At 66.2% G+C, this 16,698-nt stretch carries 15 protein-coding genes; 13 read left to right on the forward strand and 2 right to left on the reverse strand.

Annotated features, from left to right (window positions below; all coding sequences use genetic code 11):
• Positions 1-157 precede the first annotated feature (157 nt).
• The 9 genes from AAG816_RS21160 to cobT all read left to right on the forward strand — a co-directional run bounded on the left by AAG816_RS21160 (position 158) and on the right by cobT (position 12,618).
• Positions 158-763 carry an outer membrane protein gene (locus AAG816_RS21160; protein ID WP_341991667.1) on the forward strand — a complete coding sequence of 202 codons (606 nt, stop codon included), beginning with the start codon at positions 158-160 and terminating at the stop codon, positions 761-763.
• Positions 764-971: 208 nt separating this feature from the next.
• Positions 972-1,676: an outer membrane protein gene (locus AAG816_RS21165; protein WP_341991668.1), complete on the forward strand. Its 705-nt coding sequence runs from the start codon at positions 972-974 to the stop codon at positions 1,674-1,676.
• 295 nt (positions 1,677-1,971) lie between these two features.
• Positions 1,972-2,613, forward strand: coding sequence for an outer membrane protein (locus AAG816_RS21170; RefSeq protein WP_341991669.1), 642 nt, complete (start codon positions 1,972-1,974; stop codon positions 2,611-2,613).
• A 282-nt stretch (positions 2,614-2,895) separates the two neighbouring features.
• Entirely contained in the window at positions 2,896-3,885 is a 990-nt protein-coding gene (locus tag AAG816_RS21175; protein ID WP_341991670.1) for a Gfo/Idh/MocA family oxidoreductase, read from the forward strand.
• Positions 3,886-4,042: 157 nt separating this feature from the next.
• Positions 4,043-5,218, forward strand: coding sequence for a DegT/DnrJ/EryC1/StrS family aminotransferase (locus tag AAG816_RS21180; protein ID WP_341991671.1), 1,176 nt, complete (start codon positions 4,043-4,045; stop codon positions 5,216-5,218).
• Between the two features lie 213 nt (positions 5,219-5,431).
• Entirely contained in the window at positions 5,432-6,982 is a 1,551-nt protein-coding gene (gene murJ / locus AAG816_RS21185; protein WP_341991672.1) for a murein biosynthesis integral membrane protein MurJ, read from the forward strand.
• Between the two features lie 144 nt (positions 6,983-7,126).
• On the forward strand, positions 7,127-8,314 hold the full coding sequence (locus tag AAG816_RS21190) for an efflux RND transporter periplasmic adaptor subunit (protein ID WP_341991673.1): 1,188 nt from the start codon (positions 7,127-7,129) through the stop codon (positions 8,312-8,314).
• A gap of 12 nt (positions 8,315-8,326) precedes the next feature.
• Positions 8,327-11,515 carry a multidrug efflux RND transporter permease subunit gene (locus AAG816_RS21195; RefSeq protein WP_341991674.1) on the forward strand — a complete coding sequence of 1,063 codons (3,189 nt, stop codon included), beginning with the start codon at positions 8,327-8,329 and terminating at the stop codon, positions 11,513-11,515.
• 74 nt (positions 11,516-11,589) lie between these two features.
• The gene (cobT, locus tag AAG816_RS21200) at positions 11,590-12,618 is read left to right on the forward strand and encodes a nicotinate-nucleotide--dimethylbenzimidazole phosphoribosyltransferase (protein WP_341991675.1); all 1,029 of its coding nucleotides are present in this window, start codon (positions 11,590-11,592) and stop codon (positions 12,616-12,618) included.
• An 11-nt stretch (positions 12,619-12,629) separates the two neighbouring features.
• Here the strand turns inward: cobT and AAG816_RS21205 are convergent, their stop codons facing one another.
• Entirely contained in the window at positions 12,630-13,607 is a 978-nt protein-coding gene (locus tag AAG816_RS21205; protein ID WP_341991676.1) for a HAMP domain-containing sensor histidine kinase, read from the reverse strand.
• 230 nt (positions 13,608-13,837) lie between these two features.
• On the opposite strand from AAG816_RS21205, the gene AAG816_RS21210 reads away from it, so the two are divergent.
• Positions 13,838-14,344, forward strand: a complete 507-nt coding sequence (locus AAG816_RS21210; protein ID WP_341991677.1) for a thermonuclease family protein — start codon at positions 13,838-13,840, stop codon at positions 14,342-14,344.
• A gap of 21 nt (positions 14,345-14,365) precedes the next feature.
• On the opposite strand, the gene AAG816_RS21215 is transcribed toward AAG816_RS21210, so the two are convergent.
• On the reverse strand, positions 14,366-14,704 hold the full coding sequence (locus AAG816_RS21215; RefSeq protein ID WP_341991678.1) for a hypothetical protein: 339 nt from the start codon (positions 14,702-14,704) through the stop codon (positions 14,366-14,368).
• Between the two features lie 117 nt (positions 14,705-14,821).
• On the opposite strand from AAG816_RS21215, the gene AAG816_RS21220 reads away from it, so the two are divergent.
• The 3 genes from AAG816_RS21220 to AAG816_RS21230 form a co-directional block, all read left to right on the forward strand.
• A complete protein-coding gene (locus AAG816_RS21220; RefSeq protein WP_341991679.1) occupies positions 14,822-15,439 on the forward strand; it encodes a glutathione S-transferase in 618 nt (205 codons plus the stop codon).
• An 84-nt stretch (positions 15,440-15,523) separates the two neighbouring features.
• Positions 15,524-16,267 (forward strand): uracil-DNA glycosylase family protein, encoded by a 744-nt coding sequence (locus tag AAG816_RS21225; protein ID WP_341991680.1) that lies wholly within the window; start codon positions 15,524-15,526, stop codon positions 16,265-16,267.
• A gap of 51 nt (positions 16,268-16,318) precedes the next feature.
• Positions 16,319-16,698 (forward strand): iron-sulfur cluster assembly protein (locus AAG816_RS21230; RefSeq protein ID WP_341991681.1); only part of this gene is annotated, 380 nt, incomplete at its 3' end.

Here is a 16,698-nt window from a genome sequence, read left to right on the forward strand (position 1 = left end):
CGGATGGCGCCGCGGTACGCCTTTTTTACATCCCGTTCACCATCCGCACGCAAAGCCATGCCCGGTGTCAGGCTTGGCGACGTTTCCTTTGCCATTGCCGGGCTAACTCGCGCCCAGCAGGTGTGGCCTTGGCTAGGCCTGGGAAGAGGAGACCGAGATGAAAACCCGCATTCTCGCAGGGTTGGCCGCCTTGACGGCCTTGGCGACTCCCGTCGTTGCGGCGGACTTGTCCGCGAGCTACGGATACGCCCCGCAGGCCGCTTTGCCGCCGTCGTGGAATGGATTCTACATCGGCGCCAATGCCGGCTATGGCTGGGGTTCCGCCGCCGGGGACAATCCCAGCGGCATGATTGGCGGTTTGCAGGCCGGTTTTAACTTTCAGGCGCCCGGGTCGCCGATCGTGTTCGGCGTTGAGACCGACTTCGATTGGTCAGGTGTGGCCGGCGGGGCCTTCAGCGTGAACTATTTGGGCACCGTGCGGGGCCGTGTCGGCTTTGCCGCCGAGCGTTTTCTCGTCTATGCAACCGGAGGATTGGCTTATGGTGAAGGCCAGTACCAAGTCTTCGGTTTGAGCAACAGCCAGACATCCTATGGATGGACGTTGGGAGCAGGCGCGGAATACGCGCTTGATCGTAATTGGAGTGCTCGTGCAGAGTATCTGTACGTTGATCTGGGTAGTTCTACCTATGGCTCGTGGGTTGGCCCTGCGTCGATTGGATATGATGGAAGCGTTGTTCGCGCCGGTGTGAACTATCGTTTCTGAACCGTTAAGCTTGGCAATCTCGCCAAAACCCTGATGAACAAAGGATCGCATCCAGCCTTGAGTTTGAATTGTGTTCTGATGTAGCCTTGCTGCCACAATGTCGCCCTGCTTTCTCAGGGGGGTGTTGCCCGCAGGTCACAGACGAAACGACAACCTCGCTGTATGGTCTGCGCATTCTGGTTCTTCGTCGAAAACAAAGGTGTTCCACATGTTGAAGCGCGCTCTCCTCGGGGTCTCGGCCCTGGCCCTCATCGGCTGCGGCGCCGCCTCTGCGGCTGATCTCGCGACCAAGTATCCCGTCAAGGCCGTCGTGCCCGTGGTTCCCGTGTTCTCCTGGACCGGCTTCTACATCGGCGCGAACGTCGGCTACGGCTGGGGTAACAACAACTACGACTACCGCACTCCGATCGGTGTCGCTTACAACTACAACATCGGTGGCGGTGACGGCTGGGTCGGCGGTGGCCAGATCGGCTACAACTACCAGTTCGCCAACAACGTCGTGCTCGGCGTGGAAGCCGACATCGACTGGACCGGCATCGGCAACACCAACGTGATCACCGTTGGCCCGCTGAACAACGGCGTCAACAAGAACGGCGCGACCCTCGACTACTTCGGCACCATCCGCGCTCGCGTTGGCTATGCCTTCGATCGCGTGCTGCCGTACGTCACCGGCGGCGCCGCTTGGGGCAAGACCGATTTCGGCACCTACTACGGTGCTGACACCTCCTCCACCAACTGGGGTTGGACGGTCGGTGCCGGTGTGGAATACGCCATCACCAACAACTTCACGGCCAAGGTCGAATATCTCTACATCGACCTGGGCGGCAACAACTACGCCTTCTCGAACGGTGGCACCCTCAACACCTCGTTCGACATGAGCGTGCTGAAGGCCGGCGTGAACTACAAGTTCTGATCCGAAGCTTTTCGGTTCTGAGAGCCCCGGGCGTCAGCCCGGGGCTTTTTTTATGTCCAGCGCCTCCAGAGTCCCCGATGGGTTGCGCCCCGCGCGAGCGCGTGTTGCCCCTTTGCCACGCGGAGTTCCTCAGGTCCGACTCAGCCGCACCGTGCCCCGTCGCGGACGTGTCGCCGCAAAGTCGCCGACACGAACTTACCCCGGCTCTGCCATCGCTTTGCCCAAGCAGGAACACGGCAGGGTCGACGTCGCGCGCGAGAAAGGGAGCAATGGCTCATTCTCGAGGTTTGCGATCATGAAGTCGGTGTTTGTTTCGGGCGCCTTCGCCGGTGTGCTGCTGTTGGCGGCCCCTGCCATGGCGGCCGATCTGACCCAATTGCCCGCATACGGCAACAAGGCACCGGTGGCCGCTGCGGCGCCCGTGTTCTCCTGGACGGGATTCTATATCGGCGCCAATACCGGCTATGCCTGGGGTTCCGGCACCGGAGCGGCGGACGCGTTTGGCTTGAGCCCCGACGGTTGGCTGGGCGGCGGCCAGGTCGGCTACAATTACCAGTTCCAGAACAACGTTCTGGTCGGTGTGGAGGCGGACGTCGACGCCGCCAATATCAGCGGCAGCAATGGGCCGGTCTCGTCCAAGCTGGACTATTTCGGCACGGTACGGGCGCGACTCGGATACGCGTTCGATCGCGTGTTGCCCTATGTGACCGGCGGTCTGGCCTGGGGGAACAACAAGATCACCGCCAACGGAGTGAGTCAGTCCAATACGTCCACCGGCTGGGCGGCCGGGGCTGGCGTCGAATACGCCCTGACCAATAATTGGACCGCTCGGGCGGAGTATCTCTATATGGATCTGGGGAAGAGCGGATTTCAGTCCATTGGCGATGCTGGCGTGACGGCCTCGACGGCGCGCCTCGGCGTGAACTACAAATTCTAGAGTTTCACCGTGTCGGCTCGCCGCTGCTGTCGCTCGGCACCTTGCCCTCTTGCGTGACGCAGGACGCGCCTCCCGTGCGTCCTTTTTTGTGAGTCGCGCCAGCGCTTTGCGTCAAAACCATGCCTTGATCCGCTCCGCCTTCGGCGGGGCCGAGGGGCAGGGTGGTAACACGCCGATGCAATTCTTGAACGCAGGAATGCCGTTCCGGTGCCGCCCCGCCTCGCTTTGGTGCGCATTGGCGTGATACGAGCCGAGCCGAACTTCATGAACAAGAGGGCTGAAATGGCTCGTGATTCGGCTGCGTCCGAGAAGCGTCCCCTTCGCGTTGGTGTCACCGGCATTGGCGTCATGGGATCCAATCATGCCCGCGTGCTCGCCGAACTGCCCGGCGCGGAACTGGTGGCAGTGGCGGACCCGGACCAGGCCCAGGCGGCGCGTGTCGCCGGATTCCTGGGCTGTCAGGCCGTGGGCGACCACCACGATCTGCTGGCTCTCGGGCTTGATGCGGTCATTGTGGCAGCACCCACCCATCTGCATCATCCCATCGCCCTGGATGTGATCAACGCCGGTTGTTCGGTGCTGGTGGAGAAGCCGGTGGCTTCCACGGTGGAGCAGGGCCGTGAAATCGTGTCCCTGGCCCGCACCAAGGGGGTCACCCTGATGATCGGGCATGTGGAGCGCTTCAATCCCGCGGTCCAGGCGGTCAAGGATGCCATCGACGGCGAGGAACTGCTGTCCATCGCTATTACCCGCGTCGGTCCGTTTCCCCCGCGCATGTCCAATGTGGGCGTGGTGATCGATCTGGCGGTGCATGACATCGACCTGATCCGCTGGTTCACCGGCTCCGACATTGTGGAGGTGCAGCCGCAGACCTCCAGCGCCGTGGCCGAGCGCGAAGACATCGCTCTGCTGCAATTCCGCACCGCTTCCGGCGTTCTGGCGCACATCAACACCAATTGGCTGACGCCGTTCAAGGCGCGCACGGTGCATGTGGCCACGCGCAAGAAATATGTGATCGGCGATCTGCTGACCCGTCAGGTCACCGAATGCTTCGACTATCGGCCCGACGGCTCCTATTCCATGCGCCATCTGCCCGTGGCCTATGCCGAGCCGCTGCGCACCGAACTGACACGCTTCCTGGACGCCGTGCGCACCGGGGGCAATCCGCCGGTCAGCGGTGAGGAGGGCGTTGCCAGCCTTGAGATCGCCATCGCCTGCCTGACCGAACGGGTGGAAGCAGCCGCCCGTGCCAAAGTGCGCCTCGCCGGCTGACACCCGCCGGCAACCGACGGGTGGGGATGTTCCCCCGCGTCGTCGGTGGCCCATATCTAGAGACCTGACCGCGCGGGGGCAGGACGCCCGGTGCTGAGGCGCTCCGGCCTTCCCGACATGGCCACAATGACATGGCCCCCAAGACAAGGACGCCACCATGACCACATCCGCCGCCGTGCAGGCGCGCCCCGCTTCGGTTGCCGATGCGCCGATCCCGTTCATCGACGTGGCCGCCCAGCGCGCCCGCCTCGGCCAGCGCATCGATCAGGCCGTGACCGCGGTGCTGGACAGCTGCCGCTTCATCAATGGCCCGGAGGTGACCCGGTTCGAAACCGAACTGGCGGCGTTCGCCGGCGCAAAATATGCGGTGTCCTGCTCCAGCGGCACCGATGCCCTGGCCATGTTGCTGATGGCCTGGGGCGTGGGTGCCGGTGACGCGGTGTTCTGCCCGGCCTTCACCTTCTGCGCCACCGCCGAAGTGGTGCCGTGGGTGGGCGCGACCCCGGTGTTCGTGGACGTGCTGGCCGATACCTTTAACATGGACCCTGCCAGCCTGGAGCAGGCGGTTGCCGTGGCGCTGGCCAAGGGCCTGAAGCCGAAGGTGGTCATCCCGGTGGATCTGTTCGGCCAGCCCGCCGACTATGACGCCATTCTCCCCATTGCGGAGAAGCATGGCCTCAAGGTTCTGGCGGATACCGCCCAGGGCTTCGGCGGCACCTGGAACAACAAGCGCACCGGCAGCATCGGCGATGCCACCGCCACCTCCTTCTTCCCGGCCAAGCCGCTGGGCTGCTACGGCGATGGTGGCGCGATCCTCACCGATGATGCGGATCTGGTGGCGGTGCTCAAGAGCGTGCGCGAGCACGGCCAGGGCGTGGACAAGTACGAGAATGTGCGCATCGGCATGACCGCGCGCCTCGATACCATCCAGGCGGCGGTGCTGATCGAGAAACTGTCCATCTTCGAGGACGAAATTGCCGCGCGCGAGCAGGTGGCGCGCCGGTACAATGCCGCCTTCGCGGATCTCGCCATCGTGCCGCATGTGGACCCGCGGGCCACGTCGGTGTGGGCGCAATATACGCTGCGCTTTGCCCCGGGTGTCCGCGATGGCTTGGCCGAAGCGCTGAAGGCGGACGGCATTCCCACCGCCGTCTACTACCGGATCCCCATGCACCGGCAGCCGGCCTATGCTCAGTTCCCGTCGGCCGCCGAGCACCTGCCGGTGGCGGAAGCGCTCTGCGCCGAAGTCATCAGCTTGCCCATGCACGCCTATCTGGAAGCCGAGGTTCAGGACCGCGTGATCGCTGCGGTGCGCCGCGCCTTGGGCAAATAGACGGATCCTTCGACAGACCTCGCTCTCGGGCCGGCCATCCCCAGGATGGGCCGGCCTGGGATGGGTGCCGGGCACAGCTCGGCCGGGCGTGGTCGGGTTGCCGGGGCTTGGTTGGAAGTGCGGTGGAGCATGCGGAGACCGGCCGGCCAGTTTCCACTTTTGGGCATCATGCTCTAGGGTCGCGGCCACCCGCAGCCCAAAGTCAAAAGATCCATGTTTCGCAATATCCTCTCCGTCGGCGGCCTGACCCTGCTGTCCCGGCTCGCTGGCTTCGTGCGTGACGTGGTGATGGCGGCGGTGCTCGGCGCCGGGCCGATTGCGGATGCGTTTCTGATCGCGTTCCGACTCCCGAACCATTTTCGCGCGATCTTTGCGGAAGGGGCCTTCAACGCTGCCTTCGTGCCCACGTATGCCCGCCTGAAGGAACAGGGCGGCATCCCGGCAGCCCGTGGATTTGCCGACGAGGTGCTCACGGCCATGGCCCTGGTGCATGCGGTGCTGCTTGTGCTGGCCCTTGGCTTCACGCCCACCTTCGTCAGCCTGCTGGCACCGGGCCTGCTGGAGGATCCGCAGCGCTTCGCCATGGCGGTGACGCTGACCCGCATCACCTTTCCCTATCTGGCGCTGATCTCCGTTGCCACGCTGATCTCCGGGGCCCTGAACGCCTCCGATCGTTTCGCCATGGCCGCCGCATCGCCCATCTTGCTAAACGTGTGCATGGTCGGGACGCTGCTGTCCGCCGCCGCGTTCCAGACCGCCGGCCATGCGGCCGCCTGGGGCGTGCTGATTTCCGGCGTGTTGCAGGTGATCCTGGTGGCGTGGGATGCGGAGCGCACCGGCATCGGGCTGCGCTTCGGCACGCCGCGCCTGGATCCCGGCACGCGGCAATTCCTCAAGGCGTTGGGGCCCGCCATCATCGGCTCCGCCGGGGTGCAGATCGCGCTGTTCGCTGACACCATCATTGCCACCTTCCTGCCGTCGGGCGCCCTGTCTGCCCTATATTATGCCGATCGCATCAATCAGCTGCCCATCGGCGTGGTCGGCATCGCCATCGGCACCGTGCTGCTGCCGGAAATGGCTCGCCGTCTGGCGGCAGGGGATGACGCGGGCGCGGCCCACGCCCAGGCCCGATCCATCGAGCTGGCGGTGGTGCTGGCGCTGCCGTTCGTGATGGCGGCGCTGATGATTCCCGATCTGACCATGCGGGCGCTGTTCGCGCGCGGCGCGTTCACCAGCGGCGATGCGGCGGAGGCGGCGGCCACGCTGCAAGCCTATGGACTGGGCCTGCTCGCCTTTGTGGTGGTGCGGGCGTTCATCGCGCCGTTCCACGCCCGGGGTGACACGGCAACACCGATGAAGGCCTCGCTGACCGCGGTGGCCATCAATGTCGCGCTGAAGTTCGCTCTCATGGGCACCTTGGCGCAGGTGGGTCTGGCGTTGGCGACCGCCATGGGCGGCTGGATCAATCTGGGGCTTCTGGTGTGGTTTGCCCGCCGTCGAGGGTTCGCGGTGGGAGACAGCGCCTTGTGGGGGCACCTGCTGCGCCTCGGCGCCTGCGGGTTGGTTTTGGCGGCGGCGCTGTTTGGCGGAACTCGCGCCGCGGATCTGCTGACGGCCGGCATGACGGTCGGTCGCGACGAAGTGATGTTGGCTCTGGTGATCGCCATCGGCGGCGGCGCGTATCTCCTTGCCGTTGCGGCATTCCTGGGGCGCGGGTTCGCCGCTGGGCTGATCGGGCGGCGCCCGCCGAGACCTCAGGCCTAGGCTTTGATCGGCCTTCCGCCATTTTGCATCGCGGCAAGCTGTGCTATCGACCGGTGTGAAATGACGGCTCGTCTGTTGCGGGAGGCGCCGGTCATCCGATGAGACTGTGATACGTCCTCCAGGGCGTCCTTTCGGAGCTGTTGTATGCTTGTTTCGGCCCGCCTCCCGCTCTTGGCCTTGGGAACTCTGGCGCTCCTCGCGCTGGCCGGCTGTGGCCAGCCGCAGCAGCAGGCTGCCCCGCCGCCGCCCACGGTGACCGTGGCCAAGCCGCAGCCCCGCACCATCACCGACTATGACGAATATGTCGGCCGCTTCGTCGCCATCGATGAAGTGAACGTCCATGCGCGCATCCCCGGCTATCTGGCGGAGATCCACTTCACCGACGGCCAGATGGTGAAGAAGGGCGACCTGCTGTTCACCATCGACCAGCGCCCCTACAAGATCGCGCTGGATCAGGCCAAGGCGAACCTCGCACTGGCTCAGGCCAACCTCGATTTCGCCACCACCGACTTGGAGCGCGCCCGCACCCTGCTGCAGGATCGCAATTCCACCGCGATCTCCAAGCAGACCTTCGACCAGCGCACCCAGACCGAGCGAGCCGCCGCCGCGACCCTGCAGGCGCAGGAGGCCGCTGTGGCCAATGCCCAGCTGGACCTGGAGTTCACCCAACTCACCGCCCCGGTCAGCGGGCGCATCGGCGATCGTCGCGTATCCGTCGGCAATTATGTGCTGGGCGGTACGGGCGGGTCGCCTACGCTCTTGGCGGTGATCGTCTCAATCGACCCGATCCGGTTCGAATTTACCTTCGATGAGGCGTCGCTGCTGCGCTACCAACGGGGCAAGAATGGCGCCGACGTCACCGGCGCCCCGGTGGAGATCAAGCTGATCGACGACAAGACCTTCGATCACAAGGGCAAACTCGACTTCCTGAACAATGTGGTGGACCGGGAAACCGGCACCATCCGCGGCCGCGCGTCGTTCGAAAACCCCAAGGGCCTGTTCCGTCCGGGCATGTTTGGGCGCATTCGCCTGGCCGCAGGCGAGCCCTATCAGGCCTTGACCGTTCCCGATGTCGCCATCGGTTCCGAGCAGGTGCGCAAGTTCGTCTATGTGGTCGGACCCGAAAACACCATCGCCATGAAGTTCGTCGAACTGGGCCCGCTGATGGACGGGCGCCGGGTGATCAAGTCCGGCCTGGCGCCGGATGACATGGTGGTGGTGAACGGCCTTATGCGCGTTCGTCCCGGCGTGAAGGTGACGGTGCAGGAGGAAAAGCCCGCAGCGCCGCCGGCCGCTCCAGCTTCCGGTGCCGCTGCCGCCTCGGCGAAGTGAGGAGGCGAACCCATGCGCTTCTCACATTTCTTCATCGATCGACCGATCTTTGCCTTCGTCATCTCCATCGTGGTGATGATCCTGGGCGGGGTATCCTACCTGCGCCTGCCGGTGGCGCAGTATCCTGATATCGCCCCGCCGGTGATCAACGTCAGCGGCCAGTATCCCGGCGCCAGCGCCGAGACCGTCGCCGACACCGTCGTCGCGCCCATCGAACAGCAGATCAATGGCGTGGAGGGCATGCTCTATGTCTCCTCCAACTCGTCGGCGGACGGCCGGTTCTCGATCTCGGTGACCTTCGATCTCGGCACCAATCTGGATATTGCGCAGGTTCAGGTGCAGAACCGGGTGGCCATTGCCCAGCCCCGCCTGCCCAGCCAGGTGCAGCAGATCGGCGTGGTGACGGCGAAAAGCTCCCCCGACATCATGATGGTGGTGAGCCTGTATTCGCCCGACGGCTCGCGCGATCCGCTGTTCATCTCCAATTACGCCAATGTCCAGATCAAGGACGTGCTGTCGCGTATCGATGGCGTGGGCTCCATCACCGTGTTCGGTGGCCGCGACTACGCCATGCAGGTGTGGCTTGATCCTGACCGGCTGCAAACCCTCAATCTGACATCGGCGGAAGTTGTTACCGCGCTGCAGGCTCAGAACGTGCAGGTGGCCTCCGGCGTGCTCAACCAGCCGCCGATCCCGCAGCAGCAGGCGTTCCAGATCGCCGTGCGGACGCTGGGGCGACTCTCGGACCCAGCCCAGTTCGCCAATGTGGTGATAAAGCAGACACCCACCGCCTTGGTCCGGCTGAAGGATGTGGGGCGCGTGGAAATCACCGCGCAGGACTATTCCTCCACCTCCTATCTCGACAAGGACATCTCCATTTCGCTGGGTGTGTTCCAGCGGCCGGGCTCCAATGCGCTGGCGACCGGCAATGCGGTGCTGGCGCGGATGCAGGAACTGGGCAAGTCGTTTCCGCAGGGCCTGAAATACGCCATCTACTACAATCCCACCGAGTTCATCTCGCAGTCGGTGGAGGCGGTGATTCACACCATCCTCGAAGCCATTGTGCTGGTGGTGATCGTGGTGGTGCTGTTCCTGCAGAGTTGGCGTGCGGCGATCATTCCGATCCTCGCCATCCCCATCTCGCTGGTGGGCACCTTCTTCGTGATGAGCCTGTTCGGCTTCTCGCTGAACAATCTGTCGCTGTTCGGCCTGGTGCTGGCCATCGGCATCGTGGTGGACGATGCCATCGTGGTGGTGGAGAACGTCGAGCGCAATATCGAGGCGGGGCTCTCGCCGCGCGATGCCTCCTATCGCACCATGGATGAAGTGGGCGGGGCGCTGGTGGCGATCTCGCTCGTGCTGTCGTCGGTGTTCATCCCCACCGCCTTCATCACCGGCATTTCAGGCCAGTTCTACCAGCAGTTCGCGCTGACCATTGCCGGCTCGACCCTGATCTCGCTGCTGGTGTCGCTGACCCTGTCACCGGCCATGTGCGCTCTGCTGCTCAAGCCGCATCGCCATGGGGATTACCAGCACCCCTGGTATGCCCGCCCGGTGGTCGGCTTCTTCAAGCTGTTCAACCGCGCGTTCGAAAAACTCGGCAACGGCTACGCGGCGATCGTGTCGCGGATGGTGCGCATCGTCGCGCTGGTGCTCATCGTCTATGCGGGCATCGTGGCCTTCGGTGGCTATCTCTTCGTGACGACGCCGCAGGGCTTCATCCCGCAGCAGGATCGCGGCTATCTCATCATCGCGGCGCAATTGCCGCCCGGCTCCGCCATGGCGCGGACCGAAGACGTGATGAAGCGCACCGCCGATCTGGTGCTCGGCACGCCCGGCGTCGGCCATATCGTCAACATCGTCGGCTTCTCCGGTGCGACTTTCACCAATGCCCCGAACGCGGGCGCCATGTTCGTGATCCTGGAGCCGTTCTCGCAGCGGGCCGGCGATCCCACCCGCACCGCCACGGCGGTGCAGCAGGCGCTGTTCGGCAAGGTGGCGGCGATCCAGGAAGCGCAGCTCATCGTCGTGCAGCCGCCGCCGGTCAACGGCATCGGCAATGCGGCGGGCTTCCGCATGATGATCGAGGATCGCGACGGCGCCGGCTATCTGGCGCTGCGGGGGGCAGTCTATGCCATGATGGGCGCGGCGGCGCAGACGCCGGGGTTGCAACAGGTCTATTCGTTGTTCGAAACCTCGACGCCGCAGGTGTTCCTCGACATCGACCGCGCCAAGGCGCAGTTGCTGGAGGTGAATGTCGCCGACGTCTTCGCGGCGCTCCAGACCTATATCGGCTCGTCTTATGTGAACGACTTCAACCTGTTCAGCCGCACCTTCCGGGTGCAGGTGCAGGCGGATGCGCCGTTCCGGCTCAATGTGAAGGACATCCTGTCCATCCGCGTGCGCAATGCAAACGGGGGAACGGTGCCGCTCGGCTCCTTCACCACGGTCAACGACATCTCCGGGCCGTATCGCGTGCCGCGGTACAATCTCTATCCGGCGGCGGAGCTGGATGGCACCTCGGCGCCGGGCTATTCCCAGGGCCAGGCGATCAAGATCATGGAGGAGCTGGCGGCCAAGACCTTGCCGCAGGGCTTCTCCTATGAGTGGACCACGCTGGCCTATCAGCAGCAGCGGGCGGGCAATACCGCCATCTTCGCCTTCGGTCTGGGTGTGGTGTTCGTGTTCCTGGTGCTGGCGGCGCAGTATGAAAGCCTGACCTTGCCGTTGGCGGTGGTGCTCATCGTGCCCATGTGCCTGGTGGCGGCGCTGCTGGGTGTGCTGATGCGAGGGATGGACAACAACATCCTGACCCAGGTCGGGTTCATCGTGCTCATCGGACTCGCGGCCAAGAACGCCATCCTGATCGTGGAGTTCGCCAAGCAATTGGAGGACCAGGGGCAGGGGCGTCAGGCGGCGGCGGTGGAGGCGGCCCGGCTGCGGCTGCGTCCCATCATCATGACGTCGCTTGCCTTCATTCTCGGCGTGGTTCCGCTGGTGTGGGCGGTGGGCGCCGGCGCCGAACTGCGCCAGGCGCTGGGCACGGCGGTGTTCTCCGGCATGATCGGCGTGACCTTCTTCGGTCTGCTGTTCACACCGGTGTTCTATGTGCTGGCCCGCTGGATCGCCTCCTTCGCGGAACGCCGCAAGGGCGCCGAGCCCGATCATCCCCCATCCGACCACCCCGCCCCGGCGGAGTGATCGCGTCCCCTCATCGCGCGGCGCCGGGCTTCCGGCGCCGCTTTCGTTTTACCTGAACCGATCTCCGAGTGCCCATGCCCGTCCAGACCCCCACCGGCCTCCCGTTCGACGACATTCGCCACCTGATCGCCACCATGCCGGACGCGGACATTGTGGCAGGGGATGCGGCGCGCGAGCGCCAGGGGCAATTGGTGAAGCCCCCGGGCGCCCTGGGACGGCTGGAAGACATCGCCATCCATTTGGCCACCTGGCAGGGCAAGGCCATGCCCACCGCCGACCGGCCCATGGTGGCGGTGTTCGCCGCCACCCACGGGGTGGCGGCGCGGGGCGTGTCGCCCTATCCGGGCAGCGTGACCAAGCAGATGGTGGATACCTTCACCGCCGGCAAAGCCGCCGTGAACCAGATCTGCGCCACCTTCGACGCCGGTTTGCGGGTGTTCGACCTCGCTCTCGACCTGCCCACCCCGGACATTACCGAAGATGCGGCGCTGGATGAGCGGGCGTGCGCCGCCACCATCGCCTTCGGCATGCAGGCCATTGCCGGTGGCGCGGATGTGCTGTGCCTGGGCGAGATGGGCATCGGCAACACCACCATCGCCGCCGCCATCTGCCATGCGCTCTATGGCGGCACGCCGGAGGAGTGGGTCGGCGCCGGAACCGGCGCGTCCGGCGAGATCCTGGCGCGCAAGGTGGAGACCGTCCGCGAGGCCATCGCCTTCCATGGCAAGGCCCTGTCCGATCCGCTGGAAGTGCTGCGCCGGGTCGGCGGGCGCGAGATTGCCGCCATGGCCGGGGCGATCCTGGCCGCCCGCCATGAGCGGGTGCCGGTGATCCTGGATGGCTATGTGGTCACCGCCGCCGCGGCGGTGCTGCATGCGCTGGATCCCCGCACGCTGGACCATTGCCTCGCCGGCCATGTGTCCGCCGAGCAGGCCCATCGCCGCCTGCTGGCCCGCCTCAACCTGGAGCCGATCCTGGATCTGGGCATGCGTTTGGGCGAGGGCTCCGGCGCCGCCTTGGCGCTGGGGGTGGTGAAGGCGTCCGTGGCCTGCCATCGCGGCATGGCCACGTTCGCGCAGGCGGGCGTTTCCGACCAGGCCTGACGGGCGTCGGCTTATTCCGCCGCGGCCAGCTTCATGGCCGCCGGCACGGCCGGGGCCTCCGCCGCCTCCGGCAGGCAGCGGGCAACCGGAAACGTGAGGGTGGCGCGGGTGCCGCCGGAGGCGCGATCCGCCAGGCTCAGCTCGGCCCCATGCAAGTCCGCCAGGCCATGCACGATGGCGAGGCCCAGCCCGGCGCCGCGACCGCTGGCCCGGTCCAGGGCGCTTTCCCGATGGCGGGGGGAGAGGGCCAAAGGCAACTCCGCATCGCCCATGCCGGGGCCGGTGTCCTCCACCGCGAGATAGGGGCGACCCGAGGGATCCAAGGCCACACGCAGGCGCACAGCGCCGCCCTGGGGCGTGAATTTCACCGCATTGGTGAGCAGATTCAACGTCATCTGCCGCACCGCCCGCTCGTCGGCCCACAGGCGCGGAACCGGGGCCAGATGGATGGTCAGCGCGACTGAGCGCTGGCTGGCGGCAAGCCGCATCATGTGGCTGCAGTCCTGCGCCAGCGTCTCCAGGCTGACGGCGGTCTCGAACAGTTCGCGGTGGCCGGTCTCGATCCGGGCCAGATCGAGCACATCGTCGGCCAGCGACAGCAGATGGCGTCCGGAGGCATGGATGTCCTGGGCATAGTCGCGATAGGTGGGAACAGCGTGTGGCCCCAGCACTTCCTGCGCCATCATTTCGGAAAAGCCGATCACCGCATTGAGCGGGGTGCGCAACTCGTGGCTCATTTCGGCCAGGAATTTCGACTTGGCGCGGCTCTCTGCCAAGGCGGCGTCCAGCGCCGCGGAACTGGCGAGAGGACGCGCGTGGGCGAGGCGCCGCAATGTGCCCCAGAGGGTGAACAATTCCAGTGCGGCGAAGGCCAGGGGCGCGGCAGCGAGCCAGAGCAAGGGCGTGCGTATGCGGGCCATCAGCAGGCAGATCAGAAAGGCGACCATGGCGCCGGCCAGCCAGCGCACCGAGCGGTGCGCCTCGCTCATCAGGGCGTCGAATCCGCTCTCATCCGCCGCGGCGGCCCGGTCAGGCACGCGGGCGCGAGATGCGCGATCCGTGAAGGGCCCTGTCATATGCCCGAACCTTCTGCGCCCCGGCGTGCGGCTGAGTCCGCCCGCGAGAGATCCGATCCGACTCCTGCGCCAGTACGGTTTATGAAAGGTTAACGTCCACGCTCCACATTGACGCCGCACACGGGAATCAGCTCTGCGAGGGCATGCTTCGCCGCTCCTCCCGCATTGTTGACGCGCTGACCGCCTTCGCCGTGCTGGCGGCGCTGTTCGCATTGGCCCACCACCTCACCCGGAAGTGGGGCAGTGAGAAGGATGTGATCGGCCCGGCGTTCGTGGTGGATGGCGATACGCTGGAGGTTGCTGGGCGCCGTGTGCGCTTGGCGGGGATCGATGCCCCTGAACTGCGCCAGACCTGCGGCGCGCCCACGCAGGAATGGCCGTGCGGGGCGGCAGCGCGCACGGCCTTGGAGGCCGCCGTGGTGCATGGCTTGGTCCATTGCACCGGCCGCGCCAATGACGCCTATCATCGGCTCGTCGCCATCTGCCGGGTGGGCGAGGCGGATCTGGCCAGCGGATTGGTGCGGGCCGGTCTGGCCCTGTCCAGCGGGCGCTACACGGCCCTGGAGGCGGAAGCCCGGGCGACCCGGCAGGGCATTTGGTCCGGCCCCTTCGAGCGCCCGGTGGATTGGCGGGCGGCGCATTCGCGTTAGGATCTGAGACGCTGGACAGCCTTACGCATCGAATTCCTTGTCCTGCCCCATCAACAGATCGCGCCCGCTCTTGGCCATGGGGACGCCGTAGCCCTCGCCTTGCCCAGTCCAGAACAGCGTGCCGTCCCTGTGCGCATCGCTGCAATAGAGCCGCCAGGCGATGGATTTCAGGCACAGGTCAAGGGCCTGAACCGCATCAGCCCCCCAGGCGTCGTTGGTATAAGGCCCGTCCGGCCAGTGGATCTCGTAGGCGCATTTGAAGGCCTTGGGGCTTTCCATCTCCGGCGCGTGAATGCGGATCGGGACATCGACGACGTCCGCAACCCGTCGGCAGTGCAACATCCGTTCCGCTATGACCATGGCCCACTCCCGGCGATGCGGCGCAGGATGCCCCCATCAGGCGCGGCTTGGTCGTCCACCCCGCCTTGACGCCTCCTCACCCGCATGGTCTCTCGCGACAAAACACGAGGAAACGCCATGCTGCTCTATCTCTCCGCCCGTTCGCCCAATCCGCGCCGCGTCCAGTTCTTCCTGGCCGAGAAGGGCATCACCGTGCCGGAAGTCACCGTGGATCTCGGCGCCCGCGCGCACTGGGCCGAGGACTTCCGCAAGCTGAGCCCGCGCCGCACGGTTCCGGTCCTGGTGCTGGATGACGGCACCGCCATTTCCGAGAGCATCGCCATCTGCCGCTATTTCGAAGAGGTGCAGCCGGAGCCGAACCTGTTCGGCACGGGCGCGCAGGAGGTGGCAGTGGTGGAGATGTGGCAGCGGCGGGTGGAAATCGAGCTGATGCAGGCGGTGCAGTTCGCCTTCCGCCATATCCATCCGGCTCTGGCGGAGCGGGAGACGCCGCAGGTGAAGGAATGGGGCGAGGCCAACAAGGCCAAGGTGCTGGATTTCCTCGCTTTCCTCGATGGCGAGCTGGCGCATCGCCCCTTTGTGGCCCTGGATCGTTTCACGGTCGCCGACATCACCGCGCTCGTCGCCATCGACTTCATGCGCGCGGCGCGCATCGCCGTGCCGGAGACGCTGCTGAACCTCGCCCGCTGGCGGGCTGAGGTCTCGGCCCGGCCCGCGGCGCACGTCGGCGCTTAAGGCCCATCAGGGTGCAGATCGGATGCGGCGCCCCCATATGAGGGGACGCCGCTGGCGAGGGCGGCGCGGCACCAGAGAGCGCGCATGACAGACACATCCGGTCGCAGGACGCGCACGGAGAGCGCCGAGGCGGCGCAGGCGGAGCAGTCAGAAGGCCCCCTCGATGGCCTTCTGGCACAGATCCGCGCCTGCCGCCGCTGCGTGGACGCGCCGCTTGGGGCGCCGCTGCCGCACGCGCCGCGTCCCGTGCTGCGGGCGTCCGCCACCGCCCGCATCCTGGTGGCGAGCCAGGCACCGGGGACCAAGGTGCATCTTACCGGCATCACCTTCAATGACGCCTCCGGCGATCGGCTGCGGGATTGGATGGGGGTGACCTGGGACGAGTTTTATGACGAGTCCCGCGTCGCCATCATTCCCATGGGCTTCTGCTTTCCCGGCCAGGATGCCGCCGGCGGGGATCTGCCGCCGCGCCGGGAGTGCGGCGCCACTTGGCATGACCGCCTGTTCGCCCAGTTGCCGACCTTCGATCTGGTGCTGGCCATCGGCCGCCCGGCCCAGCTCTACCAGCTGCGCCGGCTGGGTCGGCAGGATCAGATCGCCCCCACCCTGACGGAAACCGTCGCCCGCTGGCGGCAGGTGCGGGCATCGTCGGCGGTGCCGCCCAAGGTCTATGCGCTGCCGCATCCCTCCTGGCGCAACACCGGCTGGATCAAGCGCAATCCCTGGTTCGAGGCCGAACTGCTGCCAGAGCTGCGCGCCGATATCGCAACCGCGTTGCGCGCCGTCGGGCAAGACAGGGTGTCCACTGCCCGCTGCGGCGTGGCATAGAGAGATTCAAAGCTGGCGCCACGCGCCCTCGTGTTTGGGAGAGACAAAGACATGACCGACCTTACCGAAGACCTCGTTCGCACCAAGCTCGCCGGCGTGCGGACCCCGGAGGGCGTGGCGCTTTCGGTCTCGCCGGCGCTGTCGGGCATCGTTGTCACCAGCGGCAAGGTCTATCTGTCCATCACCGTGGATGCCGCCCAGGCCCGCGCCTGGGAGGGCGTGCGGATCGAGGCAGAGGCGGCGGTGCGGGCCATCCCCGGCGTGGAGTCGGCCCTGGTGGCCCTGACCGCTGAGCGCAAGGCCGGCCCCGGCACCGCCGCCCCGCCACCGGCCGGCGGGCACGCAGGGCACAGCCATGGGCCGGCCCGCGCCGCCGCCCTCGAGGTGCCCGGCGTGGCCTCCATCATCGCCGTGGCCTCGGGCAAGGGCGG

Origin of the sequence: Azorhizobium sp. AG788 (assembly GCF_943371865.1) — a bacterium.
In the GTDB taxonomy this organism is placed as follows: Bacteria; Pseudomonadota; Alphaproteobacteria; order Rhizobiales; family Xanthobacteraceae; genus Azorhizobium.